The organism is Niveispirillum irakense DSM 11586, assembly GCF_000429645.1.
GTDB classification, from domain to species: domain Bacteria; phylum Pseudomonadota; class Alphaproteobacteria; order Azospirillales; family Azospirillaceae; genus Niveispirillum; species Niveispirillum irakense.
Window position 1 is genome coordinate 266,648 of record NZ_AUCG01000020.1, and the last position, 13,203, is coordinate 279,850.

The following is a 13,203-nucleotide window of genomic DNA, read 5'->3' on the forward strand; positions in this document are numbered from 1 at the left end:
TGTCTACCGGCCGCGCCGCCTTTGCCAAGGCCTCCGACCGGGAGGGCGTTGATCAACCATCGTCGGTCAATTCACCGGAACTGGTGCTGGCATTGGTACGGGTGCCATTATCTTCGCCCAAAGTATCATAGGCGGCCAAATCACCCAGAGCGCCATATGCGGTCGTGAAGGCATCGACAAAATTGTCGAAGGTGCTGCCGTTATTGTTTTTCATCCCAGGCAGCACATTGGAAATGTCGCCGACGCTGCCGCCCCGTGTGTCCTTGCCCGTCTTATTGACAAATTTCAGGGTCTTGCCGGGATAGTGGGCCTTCAAGGCGGCGTTGAAGGCCTTCAATACGTGGTGGCAGATGCTGCATGGCCTTTTGGTGCCGATGATGGTGAAGGTACTCTGTGCGCAATCTCCGGCTTTGAGCCTTTTGGCGATCTGAAGCAGAAGGCTCTGTTCAGCATGCAGGTTTCCGGCCAGTATCGCTGTGTTGGCATTGCCGTGGGCGAATGTTTCGTGTCGTGTGCTGTCCCGATAGACTGTGAAGCCGGTGTTATTATTCTTGGCGGTCTTTGGTAAAAGATCATCCAGACGGCCATTGTCTACCAGCGCGCCATTCCCGCCAGCCGCGAACGAGTAATTCCCGGCGATATAGAGCTTATCGCCAATATAGGAGGATTGAACCTCCATCAGGTCGGCGCTGCGCGCCTTGCCCTTGCTGAACACGGTCTTTGATATGTCGTGCAGTGAATATCCCCAGGGGTTGTCCTGCCAGTCAATCGCCGCCCGCTGGATGGTCCGAAAGGGCCCGGCGGCCCTTATATGGTTGCACGCTCCCCCCATCGCAAACCGGGTGGGGGGCGGTGGCGGAGGCTTCAGGGGTGATGCGGCGGCACGCGGCGCTTCCTTGCGCTGGATGTGGGTGTGCCCCGGCGGTACAGGGCGACCGGGGGGTGGCACCGTGACCGTTGCCCCGAAGCGTGTGGCCGGCGGCGCGATACGCTGCGCCGGATGGCCAGTTTCCTGCTTTGCCTGCGCTGGCAGCTTCGGCCCGAACTTGGTGGGCGGCGGTGGGGGGCGCTTGGCCATTTCTACCCTCGTGCGCTGATCCTGCTCACCATACATCTATAAGGCGCGTTTTTCATAGGCTGCCCTGGGACGACATGCCGGCTGCCATCGACAGCCATTCGGCGAAGGCGGTCAAGGCCGGGCGGGGCGGCTTTGCCCGCGGCCAGGTCAGCCAATAACGCCCTTGGCTGATGCTGGTGGCGAAGGGCTGGACCAGCCTTCCCGCTTCCAACTCCCGGCTGAACATCATGACCGGGGCCAGGGCGACGCCATGGCCCTGCAGCGCTGCTTCCACCATGATCCAGGAACTGTCGAAGACAGGCCCCCGGATGGGCGGGCAATCGCAGCCCGCTGCCGCAAACCATCCCGGCCATTCATCCGCCCGGTAGGAACGGAGCAGACGCTCCCCCGCCAGATCGGCCGGGCGGGCCAGTCGCGCCGCCAGGGCAGGGGGGCAGAGCGGGGCCATCGGCGCTTCAAACAGGGGGACCGCTTCCATGCCGTGCCATGCGCCATCCCCGAACCGGATGGCGCCGTCCAGCCCTTCTGCCGCGACATCGACCCGGTTATTATTGGTCATGATCCGCAGATCGATGAACGGGTAAGCCTCCTGGAAATCCCCCAGGCGTGGCAGCAGCCAGCCGGCGGCGAAGGTGCCGACCACGCCGATGGACAGCACTTCTGTCACCCGCTCCCCTTCAAACCGGTGCAGCAGGCGGCCGATCCGGTCGAAGCTGTCCCGCACCCCCGGCAAAAGGGCCAGCCCTTCGTCCGTCAGGGCCAGCCCGCGCGGCAGGCGGCGGAAAAGCTGGGCGCCCAGCCGCGCTTCCAGCCCTTTGACCTGATGGCTGACAGCCGCCTGGGTCACGCACAGTTCAATCGCCGCCTTGGTGAAGGAGAGATGGCGGGCCGACGCCTCGAAGGCGCGCAGGGCGTTCAGCGGCAAATGGGGGCGGGTCATGTTTCGGGCACCGTGGCATTGGGGGTTGGGGTGACGAATAGCAGCTTCATCCCGCTGCCGCGCTGTTCAGTCACACGGAGGGATAGGTGTTGGGACATTTTGAGATAATTTTCACATTGTAGAACAACATCCCACATTTTATGGTCTGTCCAATATTTGCCACGGCCAACGGCCGGGCATCCCCAGGGGAGGAATAAAATGGATTTCACGCTTAGCCGTCGCGGCTTCATCAAGCAGGCGGCCCTGGCCGGCACGGTGCTCGGGGCGGGCGGGATTGTCTCCGCTTCGGCCCAGACGGCGACCCCTTCTGTTGCCGCCATCGACAATGCCCGCATCGTCTGGCTGGACGGTGCTGCCCCGGCATCACATGAAGGCATCACCTGGGGCGTGCCCTGGCCGCGCGGCGCGATGGCGCGTGATACCCGTTTCTCCCTGACCGGGGAAGGAAACAAGGGCTTGCCGGTGCAAAGCTGGGTCACCGCCCGCTGGCCCGATGGCAGCATCAAATGGACGGCCCATGCCATCCCCGCTGGCCAGACGGGGGGTGCTGAACTGAATGTGGAGGAGGGCAAGCCGGCCACCGTCGCCAGCCCGATCACGCTGCGCCAGACCGGCGACGTGATCGAGGTGGTGAATGGCCCCCTGTCCTGGCGTATCGGCCGGTCCGGTGCCGCCATCATCCAGTCCGCCAGCCATAATGGGCGGGAGACGATGCGCGAGGTGGCGCTGGTGGCGACCAGCCAGGACCGCGCCGATGGCGATGATGGCCAGCCGCTGGCCCTGTCCCGCTTCACCAGCGAAATCACCAAAACAATGGTGGAGCAGGAAGGCCCGATCCGTGCCGTGGTGAAGGTGGAAGGCCGCCACCAGGGCCAGGGGCGTGACTGGCTGCCTTTCAGCCTGCGGCTTTATTTTTATGCCGGATCAGAAGCGGTCCACGTGGTGCACAGCTTCATCTATGATGGCGATCCGGCTAAGGATTTCATTCGCGGGCTGGGGCTGAGCGGCCTTGTGCCGATGCAGGATGCGCCGCAGGATCGCCATGTCCGCTTCGCCGGCGCCCATGATGGCGTGTGGGGGGAAGCAGTGCGCCCGCTGACCGGCCTGCGCCGCGATGCCGGCAAAGGGGCCCGCGATGCCCAGGTTGCCGGCCTGAAAACGCCGGATCAGGCAGCCCTGCCCGAGGCTGTGCAGCGGGGCCTGAAATATATCCCGGAATGGGGCGATTTCACCCTGTCCCAGCCCAATGCCGACGGTTTTGCCATCACCAAGCGGACCAAGCCCGGTCATGGCTGGATTGAGGTGGATACGGCGACGCGGGCGCGGGGTTTGGGCTATGTCGGCGGCGTGTCGGGCGGTGTCGCCTTCGGTATGAAGGATTTCTGGCAGCTCTGCCCGGTTCGGCTGGATATCCGGGATGCCCATACCGATCAGGCCGGTTTCACCGTCTGGTACCATTCCCCCGATGCGCCGGCCATGGATGTGCGCTTCTATCATGACGGCCTGGGCATGGACGACCATGTGGCCGAAAATGAAGGGCTGGACATCACCTACGAGGATTATGAGAAGGGCTGGGGCACGGCGACCGGCGTTGCCCGCACGACGGAATTTACCCTGTGGGCGCTGGGCGCCACGCCGTCGCGCCAGCATTTCAATGATATGGCGACGGCTGTTGCCCTGCCGCCGCGCTTGGTGCCGACGCCGGCCCGTTTCCACGCCGCTGGTGTGTTTGGCGATTGGTCGCTGATCAACCGCGCCACCCCGGGGCGCCGCGCGATCGAAGACCAGAATGATTTCCTGCTGGCCTTCTATCGTGACCAGATCGAACAGCGCCGCTGGTACGGCTTCTGGCATTACGGCGACATCATGCACACCTATGATGCCGACCGTCATGTCTGGCGCTATGACATTGGCGGTTTTGCCTGGGACAATAGCGAACTCTCCCCCGATCTCTGGCTCTGGTATTCCTTCCTGCGGTCGGGCCGGGCGGATGTGTTCCGCATGGCAGAGGCGATGACCCGCCATACCGGTGAGGTCGATGTCTATCATCTGGGCCCCTATAAGGGCTTGGGCACCCGCCACGGTGTGCAGCATTGGGCCGACAGTTCCAAGCAGCCGCGCGTTTCCAACGCAGCATATCGCCGCATCTATTATTACCTGACCGCCGATGATCGGGTTGGCGACCTGATGCGCGACCTGAATGACAGCGACCAGCGGCTGGAAACCATCATCATCGGGCGCAAGGTCGGCGCCCGCCGGCCGGAATCCCTGCCGCCCGGCGGTACCGGTGCGGTCACGGCGGAGGAAAACCTACCCCCCGGCCGCACGGCCATGTCGTTCGGCACCGTCTGGGGGTCGCTGGCGGCGGCCTGGCTGACGGAATGGGAGCGCACGGGTGACACCAAATGGCGCGACCGGCTGGTGGCGGGGATGGAAAGCATCGCCGCCCTGCCCAAGCAATGGTTTGCCGGTGGTGCGACTTACGATCTGGCGTCTGGCCGGTTTGTGTCCGGTGGGGATACGGTTTCCATCAGCCACCTGAATTCCGTGTTCGGGGTGGTGGAAATCCATTCCGAACTGTTCCAGCTTCTGGATGTGCCGGCTTATAAGAAGGCATGGTTGGATTATTGCCGCGCCTATAACGCCTCGGCCGACGAATTCCGCGCCATTACCGGGGCCGCCGCCAAGGGCCGCAACCTGAAGGAAGGCCATTCCCGCCTGACCGCCTATGCCGCCCATCATCTGGGTGACAAGCAACTGGCAGCGCGCGCCTGGGCGGAGTTCTTCGGCGGGGAGGCCGGGCTGGGTATGGGCATTGCCGCCCGTGCCCGCCGGATTGAAGGGCCTTCGGTGCTGAAGCCGGTGGACGAGGCACCGCGCGTTTCCACCAACGGCACGGCGCAATGGGGTCTGGCGGCGATCCAGAATCTGGCGCTCGCCGGCGATGCGCTGGAAGAAGCCTATGCCAAGGCTGTGAAGTAACAGTCGTATTATACCATTCCGCCGAAGGCTTCCCCTTGGTCAACCCTTCGGCGGCTTCAAGCGCCGGCGCCTGCATCCGTTGGCTTGGCTTACGCGGCACAAGCCGCGCGGCGGCAGTCGCCGCCGATACCACGCCGCTATGAAGCAAGCTCATGGCGGAGTGATATTGGGAGAATGGCCGGTGCCGTGACGGCGGCGCCGGCCTTTTTTCATGTCTGATGATATAAATTTTTCTAAGGTTTCGTCCGATTTAACACAGTTTGTTTCTATATCCCCCACCCCCTAGGCTTGCCGGTATCAACCACGGGGGACATGATGATCACACGACGGAAATTGCTGGGAAATGTTGGGTACGGCGTTGCGGCTGGTACCCTTGCTGCTTCCTTCCCGACCCTGCCGGCCTTTGCCGGGACGGGTCTTTCCGGCCTTGATGCCATGAAGGCAGATATTGCGGCGCTGGAGAAGAAGGCCGGCGGGCGGCTGGGCGTCGCTTTGCTGGACACCGCCACCGGTGCCGCCATGGATTGGCGGGGCGGGGAGCGGTTTGCCATGTGCAGCACGTTCAAGTTCCTGGCCTCTTCCTTCATCCTGTCGCGGGTCGATGCGGGCAAGGAGCGGCTGGACCGGGCGGTGCCGGTGACCAAGGCGGATCTGGTTCCCTGGTCGCCGCTGAGCGAACCGCATATTGGCGGTACGATGACGATGGCGGCGCTTTGCGAAGCGGCCATGATCCAGAGCGATAATATGGCGGCCAATCTGCTGCTGGACCAGTCCGGCGGCCCGGCGGCCTTGACCGCCTATCTGCGGCACCTGGGCGACCAGACGACAAGGCTGGACCGCAAAGAGCCGAAGATGAACAATGTGCCGGAGAACGATCCGCGCGACACGACGACCCCCTTATCCATGCTGGGCCTGATGCGGACGATCCTGCTGGGCGACGCCCTGTCCGCCGCATCGCGGGAGCGGCTGACCGGTTGGATGATCAATAACAAGACCGGCGACACCCGATTGCGCGCCGGCCTGCCGGGCGGATGGCGCATTGGCGATAAGACGGGCGGCAGCGACGAGGCGTCGAACGACATTGCCATCCTTTGGCCGCCCGGTGGCGGCGGGCCGCTGCTGCTCGCGTCCTATTACATCAATGGCAAGGTGCCCACGGCGCAGCGCAATGCCGTGCATGCCGATGTGGCACGGCTGGTTGCCGGTGCTTGGGCCGGGTGATCCGGCTCACAAACGGATGCGCAGGCCGCCAAACCATTGCCGGCCAGGGGCGATATTGGTCAGCCCGTCGCTGCGCCTGCCAGTCTGGATTTCCCGGTCGGCAACGTTTTCCACCGTGCCATAGAAGGACAGGGTGTCATCCACCTGCCAGCCGGCATACAGGTCAGCCACGGCATATCCGCCCAAGGTTTCCAGGTTGCGGCTATCCTCATATTGCTGGCCGGCGGCGCGCATCTGTGCCCTGAGCGTCAGGGGCTTCAAAGGGGTCCAGGTAACATCGACCGTGCCCTGATGGCGGGGGGATTGGCCAACCTCCCGCCCCTCCAGGCCCACAATCCCGCCAGCACCCAAAATCTTGCTGTCGCTATGAAGATAGGAGAGGCCAAGGCGCAGCGTCTCTGTCGCCTGGAACGCCATCTCCAGTTCCGCCCCCTGGACACGCACCCGGTCCAGGCCCCGGCGTTGGGCCAGACTGCCACCAGCGGGCACGAAAATGCCCAGCTCCGTATTCTGGCCAGGGCTGGTCTGGATCACGACATTATCAACCGCGTTTCTCAGCCGGACATGGAACAGGGTGGCGTTGAGGCTGAACCGGCTGCCCGGTGTCAGCCTCAGGCCGGCTTCCATCCCCCGCATCCGTTCCGGTTCCAAACCGGCATTTGCTTCCGTTATGTCGTTGCCAACCCGGAATGGTCTGTAAAGCTCATTCAAGGTGGGCAGGCGGAAGCCGGTATAGGCGGCGGCGCGCAGGCCCAGCAGGGGATTGGCCTGCCAGTCAACGCCGACACGGCCATTGGCGACGGTGCCGTCGCGGGTGGCGAACCGATCATCCCGGCTTGTGACCCCGCCGATGGCGCCTTCTGTCCGGTGCCCATCACTGTTGCGCCACGCATCCAGGCGCGCGCCGCCGGTCAGGGTCAGCCCCTCAATCCCGGTCCAGGCATGCTCGATGAACAGGCCGGCCAGATCCTGTTCCCCGCCAGCCTCGCGGATGCGGGTGAAGCGGGTGGCCTGCCAGGTGAAATATTCCTTCGTCCTGCCTTCGGTATGGCGGATATCGGCGCCAATATCGGTCTCATGCCCGGCGGCGGGCTGGAAGGTCACCTGAACGATGCCGCCGCTGGCCTTGGCCGGCACATCATACTGGTCCAGGGATGGGGTTTCCGTCGTCCGGGCCGCATTGACGCTGGAGAAGGTGGAATTGAACTGCCAATCGCGATGGTAGAGGATCGCTTCCCAGTCGATCCGGCCCTGGCCCATCAGCCGCAGGCTGCCTTCCATCGCTTCCGTGCCATTGCCGGTATAGGGTGTGCCATTGCCCCGGCTTTCCTTGAAGCCGGATAGTTTGGCTGTGGCCGTGACATCGCCCATGGTCGTGGAAAGGGTGCCGTCCACGTTATAGGCGTTACTGTCGGCCCGGATATCAATGGGGCCACGCCGGCCCGGCTCCACCACCCGCACACCGTTGGTGGTGAAGGCACTGGCGGAAAGGCCGACATGCCAGCCGCCGCTGCTGCCGCCGACATTGGCCTGACCCAGCCAGGTGCCGTCGCTGCCGCCGCCCATCTCCATTTCCAGCCCGTCGCGCTGGCTGGTTTCAATGCGGATGGTGCCGGCCAGGGCGCTGTTGCCCCAGGGGCCGGCCCCGCCGCCCCGGGTGATCACCACGCGGTCAGCATTGGCCGTGGGCAGCCGGCTCCAATAAACCCAGCCGCCGAACGGATCGTTCACCGGCACGCCATCCACCAGAACCAGGGTGCGGCCGGCCCCGTTGGGGCCGATGCCGCGCAGGGAGACGCCCTGCGTCGTCGGGTTGGCGGTGCGGGATCCTGACCGGCGGAACAGGCCAAAGCCCGGCACGGCGCGCAACGCCTCGTCCAGCCGGCGCTGGGGCGCGGTATCCAGGTTCAACCGGTCCAGCACGGTGGGACCATAGGCCCGCTCATAGGCCGGCATGCCGCTGCGCCGGGCGGTGACGACGATTTCGGCCACCTGGGTGTCAGATGACGGGGGAACCGGGCCTGTGCCCTGGGCCTGGGCGGGCAGGGCCAGCAAGCTGGTGAGGGGCAGGGCGAGCAGAAAGGGCAGGGGACGCCGCGTCGATGGGACGGGACAGGTCATCGGCGGGGTGGCTCCGTGGCAACGGGAAGGAGGGGGCTCCCAGGGAAACGCCGGCGGGCCGGGCTTGTTCAGTGCCCGGCCATTGAAGCGATGAGACCTTACCGTTCCTTCACATAAGGCCGACCGCTGGCCTTGGGCGGGATGGCCTTGCCGACGAATCCCGCCAGCAGCAGCACGGTCAGCAGATAAGGCAGCGCTTCGATCAACTGCACCGGCACCTCGCCAATGCCCGGCATCACCACACCCTGCAGGCGGGTTTGCAATGCGTCGGCGGCGGCGAACAGCAGGCAGGCAGCCAAGGTGGGCACCGGTTTCCACTTGCCCAGGATCAAGGCCGCCAGCGCCAGATAGCCCTTGCCGGCGGTCATATTGTTCTGGAAGCCCGCCCCTTGCGCGGTGGAGAGATAGGCACCGGCGATGCCACACAGCAGGCCGGCGATCAGCACCGCCTGATAGCGCAGGGCCGGTACGGAAATGCCAGCCGTATCCACGGCAGCCGGGTTTTCCCCCACGGCCCGCAGCCGCAGGCCGAAGCGGGTGCGATAGGCTATCCACCCCGTCACCGGCACCAGCACCAGCGCCAGATAAACCAGGACATTATGGCCGCTGATCAGTTCATAATACAGGGAGCCCAGCACAGGCACGTTGCGCAGCGTCTCGGCCAAAGGCAGGGTCACTTCGCCGAAACGCGCAGCGGCGGGCAGGTTGGGCGTGCGCCCGCCCATCTCAAACCAGGCATTGCCCAGGACGGCGGTCAGACCCATGGCGACGATGTTCAGGGCCACACCAGATACGACCTGATTGCCACGATGGGTGATGCAGGCAAAACCATGCAGCAGGGCCATGGCCAGCGATGCACCGATGGCCGCCAGCAGGCCCGCCAGGGCAGAGCCGGTGAAGGCGGCGGTGGTGGCAGCGGCGAACGCCGCCATCAGCATCTTGCCTTCAAGCCCGATATCCACCACGCCCGCGCGTTCGGAATAGAACCCGGCCAGCGCTGCCAGCAACAGGGGGGCGGCCAGCCGCAGGGTGCTGTCCAGCAGGGAAAGCAGCCAGAAATAGCTTTCCATGGTCTCAGGCCCCCGCCGGCTTGGTCGTTGCGGTCGGTTTGGTGGCGAAGAAGCGCACCAGGGCTGGGCGGAACATATGTTCCAGCGCACCGGCAAACAGGATCACCACACCCTGGATCACCACCACCAGCTCACGGCTGATGGATGGATAGTCGAAAATCAGTTCCGTTCCGCCCTGATACAGCATCCCGAACAGGATGGCCGCGGGCACGATGCCCGCCGGATGGTTGCGGCCCATCAGGGCGACGGCGATGCCGGTAAAGCCCATGCCGGCCGGGAAATTCAGCAGCAGCCGGTGCTGCACGCCATGGATCTCGTTGACGCCCAGCAGGCCGGCCAGCGCCCCCGACAAGGCCATGGCCAGGATGATCACCTTTTTCGGGTCGATGCCGGCATAGCGGGCGGCATTCTCGTTCGCCCCCACGGTGCGCAGGGCAAAGCCCCAGCGCGTATGCCAGATGAAGGCCCAGACCAGCACGCAGGTGGCCAACGCCAGGAACAGGGAGAAATTCAACGGCGAGGGGTTCATCTGGATGCCGACGGCCGCCGCCATGTCCTGCACCAGCGGCAGGAAGGTGGCGGGGGCGAATTGCTCGCTTTCCGGCGACATCTGGCCCGGCCGGATCAGCACATTCACCATCAGGTACACCATCAGCGAGGACGCGATGAAATTGAACATGATGGTGGTGATCACGACATGGCTGCCGCGATAGGCCTGGAGATAACCTGGAATGGCCCCCCACATCGCGCCGAAGGCAGCGCCCCCCAGCACGGACAAAGGCAACACCAGATACCATGGCATGTCGCCCACAGCCAGGCACACCAGACCGACACCCAGCCCGCCCAGATAGGCCTGCCCCTCGCCCCCGATATTGAACAGCCCGCCATGGAAGGCGACGGCGACGGCAAGGGCGGTGAAGATCAGGCTGGTGGCGTAATAAAGCGTGTAGCCCAGCCCCTCACTGGTGCCGAGCGCGCCCTGTACCATGGTCCACATCGCCCCCAGCGGGTCTTCACCGATGGCGAGGATGACAAGCGCGGAGACGACCAGCGCCAGCACGACATTGATGACGGGCAGCAGCACCCCCGTCGCCCACCAGGGCAGATTATCCGGTCCGGTTCCCGCGCTCATCTCACTGTTCCTCACCGGATACGCTGCCGGTCGCTGTTTCGGCGACGCCGGCCATCATGCTGCCGATACGGCCTTCCGTGGCCTCAGCGGCTGACAATTCGCCCACGATCTCCCCGTCGCACATCACCAGGATGCGGTCGGAAAGGGCCATGATCTCATCCAGTTCGGCAGAGACCAGCAGGATCGCCTTGCCCCGGTCGCGCAGGGCCACAAGCTGCTTATGGATGAAGGCGATGGCGCCAATATCCACGCCGCGCGTCGGCTGGCCGACCAGCAGGATATCGGGGTCGCGCTCCATCTCCCGGGCCATGACCAGCTTCTGCTGATTACCGCCGGAAAAGAGAGAGGTGCGCAGCGCCGGATCGCGGGGGCGCACATCAAACCGTTCCATCAGTTCCGCCGTCTTGGCGGTGACGCGCTTCCAGTCCAGGCGCCACTTGCGGGCCAGACCCTTTTCCTCATGATAGCCCAGGATGGCGCTTTGGGCGGCGGGGAATTCCTTCACCACGGCCAGCTTCAAGCGGTCCTCAGGCACATGGGCCACGCCGCGCCGGCGGGCATCGGCCGGGTCATAGGTGCCGCCCGGTTCCAGAGCGGTGCCCTTGATCGTCACGCGACCGCTGGCGAAGGGGCGCATGCCCGACAGGACTTCCAGCAATTCCGACTGTCCATTGCCGGCCACACCGGCCACGCCAACAATTTCCCCCGCCCGCACGGTGAGGCAGGCATTTTTCAAGGTGGTGACGCCGCGGGCATCCACCACATTCACGCCGTCTGCCGCCAGCAGCACCGGGCCTGGCTGCGGCGGGGCCTTTTCCACGTCCAGATTGGCCTTACGGCCCACCATGGCATCGGCCAATTCCTGGCGGCTGGTGGCGGCCGTGGCGAATTCCGCCACCACGGCGCCGCGACGCAGCACCGACACATGGTCGGTGATGGCCATGATTTCCTTCAGCTTGTGCGTGATCAGCACCACGGTGCGGCCTTCTGCCCGCAACCGCTCCAGGATGCGGAAAAGCTGCTCCACCTCCGGTGGGGACAGCACGGCGGTCGGCTCGTCCAGGATCAGCACATCGGCGCCGCGATACAGCGCCTTCAGGATTTCAACGCGCTGCTGCACGCCCACGGGCAGATCGGCAACCAGGGCATCCAGGGGCACTTCCAGGCCGAAGGTGCGCTCCAGTTCCTCCACCTCGCGCCGGGCGCGGGCCACGGCGGGGGCCAGCAGCGGGCCGCCTTCATGGCCCAGCAGCAGATTTTCCAGAACGGTGAAGGTTTCCACCAGCATGAAATGCTGATGCACCATGCCGATGCCAAGCCCGATCGCATCCTGCGACCCCTTGATCTCCACCTCCCGGCCGCGCACCAGGATCTGCCCGCTATCGGCGTGGTAGAAACCGTACAGGATGCTCATCAAGGTGGATTTGCCGGCCCCATTCTCCCCCACCAGCCCATGGATGGAGGCGGGGGCAAAACGCAGGGTGACGTCCTTGTTGGCATGGACGGGGCCAAACCGCTTGTCGATGCCGACAAGCTCCACCGCCCATTGATGGGCGGATTTCGGGGGGGAATGCGGGGCCGGCGTGACGGTCACTGCGTGCATCCGTTGCGATGGGTTGTCACGATGGGCATCAATAATTGCAATTGCCGGCGTCGCTGTAATTCACGACGCGGCGGGTACCGGCCTTGATCTCGTCCGATGCCTTGGTCACGGCGGCAAGCATTTCCGGCGTGATCAGGGGGCGGTTATTCTCATCCAGTGCCCAGCCCACCCCTTCCTCTGTCAGTCCCAGGCGCTGATGGCCGGGCTTCCAGGTGCCGTCCATGACGCCTTTGAAGGCGTTATAGGCGGCCACATCCACGCGCTTGATCATGCTGGTCAGCACATGGCCGGGGAACAGGTGGTTCTGGTTGCTGTCCACGCCAATGCCCTGCTTGCCGGCATCGGCGGCGGCCTGCAGCACGCCCAGGCCCGTCTGGCCGGCGGCGGCGAAAATCACATCCGCACCCCGGTCCATCTGGCTTTTTGCCAGTTCGCTGCCGCGCGTGGGATCGGCCCAGGCGGCAGGCGTGGAACCCGCCATGTTGGAGATGATTTTGGCATCCGGGCGGGTGGCCTTCACCCCCTGCTCATACCCGCAGACGAAGCGGCGGATCAGGGGGATATCCATGCCGCCGACGAACCCGACCGTGCCGGTCTTCGATGCCAGCGCCGCCAGTACACCGACCAGATAGGAGCCTTCATGCTCGGCGAATTCCACCGACTGGACATTGGGCAGATCGACGAACCCGTCAATCAGGGTGAAGCGGACCTCGGGATATTCCTTGGCCACCTTCTCCACCGACGGCGCCATGGAAAAGCCGACGGCCACGATCACCTTGGCGTTGCGGGCGGCCAGACGGCGCAGGAACTGCTCGCGCTGCGCCTCGTTCGTGATCTCGAACCAGCGGAAATTGACGCCGGTGTCGGCCTTGAACCGCTCCGCGCCCTGATTGGCCCCTTCATTGAAGGATTTGTCGAATCGACCGCCCATATCGAAGACGATAGCGGGGGCAAATGTCTTCTCGGATTCGGCGCCTGTGGCTCCTGCAACAACGGATAGGGACAAGGCGGCCGCGCAAGCGGCACGGCGAAAAAAATTCATCGGCACCGTTCCGA

The 13,203-nt window shown here is 64.7% G+C and carries 9 protein-coding genes; 2 read left to right on the forward strand and 7 right to left on the reverse strand.

Annotated features, from left to right (window positions below; genetic code table 11):
• Nucleotides 1-52: 52 nt before the first annotated feature.
• Together G473_RS0108295 and G473_RS0108300 are read right to left on the reverse strand one after the other, a co-directional pair.
• On the reverse strand, nt 53-1,078 hold the full coding sequence (locus tag G473_RS0108295) for a hypothetical protein (RefSeq protein WP_154667317.1): 1,026 nt from the start codon (nt 1,076-1,078) through the stop codon (nt 53-55).
• A 52-nt stretch (nt 1,079-1,130) separates the two neighbouring features.
• On the reverse strand, nt 1,131-2,018 hold the full coding sequence (locus G473_RS0108300; RefSeq protein WP_029012718.1) for a LysR family transcriptional regulator: 888 nt from the start codon (nt 2,016-2,018) through the stop codon (nt 1,131-1,133).
• Nucleotides 2,019-2,216: 198 nt separating this feature from the next.
• Between G473_RS0108300 and G473_RS0108305 the strand changes: the two genes are divergently transcribed.
• Nucleotides 2,217-5,000, forward strand: coding sequence for an exo-rhamnogalacturonan lyase family protein (locus G473_RS0108305; protein WP_029012719.1), 2,784 nt, complete (start codon nt 2,217-2,219; stop codon nt 4,998-5,000).
• 312 nt (nt 5,001-5,312) lie between these two features.
• Entirely contained in the window at nt 5,313-6,221 is a 909-nt protein-coding gene (gene bla, locus G473_RS0108310) for a class A beta-lactamase (protein ID WP_210163255.1), read from the forward strand.
• A gap of 6 nt (nt 6,222-6,227) precedes the next feature.
• On the opposite strand, the gene G473_RS25830 is transcribed toward bla, so the two are convergent.
• The 5 genes from G473_RS25830 to G473_RS0108335 all read right to left on the reverse strand — a co-directional run bounded on the left by G473_RS25830 (nt 6,228) and on the right by G473_RS0108335 (nt 13,189).
• Complete coding sequence (locus G473_RS25830) at nt 6,228-8,342, reverse strand: TonB-dependent receptor (protein ID WP_051330034.1); 2,115 nt, start codon at nt 8,340-8,342, stop codon at nt 6,228-6,230.
• A gap of 98 nt (nt 8,343-8,440) precedes the next feature.
• A complete protein-coding gene (locus G473_RS0108320) occupies nt 8,441-9,412 on the reverse strand; it encodes an ABC transporter permease (RefSeq protein WP_029012721.1) in 972 nt (323 codons plus the stop codon).
• 4 nt (nt 9,413-9,416) lie between these two features.
• A complete protein-coding gene (locus G473_RS0108325) occupies nt 9,417-10,544 on the reverse strand; it encodes an ABC transporter permease (protein ID WP_035706053.1) in 1,128 nt (375 codons plus the stop codon).
• Nucleotide 10,545: 1 nt separating this feature from the next.
• Nucleotides 10,546-12,138 (reverse strand): ABC transporter ATP-binding protein, encoded by a 1,593-nt coding sequence (locus G473_RS0108330; protein ID WP_245580012.1) that lies wholly within the window; start codon nt 12,136-12,138, stop codon nt 10,546-10,548.
• A gap of 37 nt (nt 12,139-12,175) precedes the next feature.
• Nucleotides 12,176-13,189 carry a BMP family lipoprotein gene (locus tag G473_RS0108335; RefSeq protein ID WP_029012724.1) on the reverse strand — a complete coding sequence of 338 codons (1,014 nt, stop codon included), beginning with the start codon at nt 13,187-13,189 and terminating at the stop codon, nt 12,176-12,178.
• Nucleotides 13,190-13,203 lie beyond the last annotated feature (14 nt).

Coding starts and splice junctions, on each gene's coding strand:
- G473_RS0108295 (WP_154667317.1), bottom strand. CDS start 1,078: ATGGCCAAGCGCCCCCCACCGCCGCCCACCAAGTTCGGGCCGAAGCTG.
- G473_RS0108300 (WP_029012718.1), bottom strand. CDS start 2,018: ATGACCCGCCCCCATTTGCCGCTGAACGCCCTGCGCGCCTTCGAGGCG.
- G473_RS0108305 (WP_029012719.1), top strand. CDS start 2,217: ATGGATTTCACGCTTAGCCGTCGCGGCTTCATCAAGCAGGCGGCCCTG.
- bla (WP_210163255.1), top strand. CDS start 5,313: ATGATGATCACACGACGGAAATTGCTGGGAAATGTTGGGTACGGCGTT.
- G473_RS25830 (WP_051330034.1), bottom strand. CDS start 8,342: ATGACCTGTCCCGTCCCATCGACGCGGCGTCCCCTGCCCTTTCTGCTC.
- G473_RS0108320 (WP_029012721.1), bottom strand. CDS start 9,412: ATGGAAAGCTATTTCTGGCTGCTTTCCCTGCTGGACAGCACCCTGCGG.
- G473_RS0108325 (WP_035706053.1), bottom strand. CDS start 10,544: ATGAGCGCGGGAACCGGACCGGATAATCTGCCCTGGTGGGCGACGGGG.
- G473_RS0108335 (WP_029012724.1), bottom strand. CDS start 13,189: ATGAATTTTTTTCGCCGTGCCGCTTGCGCGGCCGCCTTGTCCCTATCC.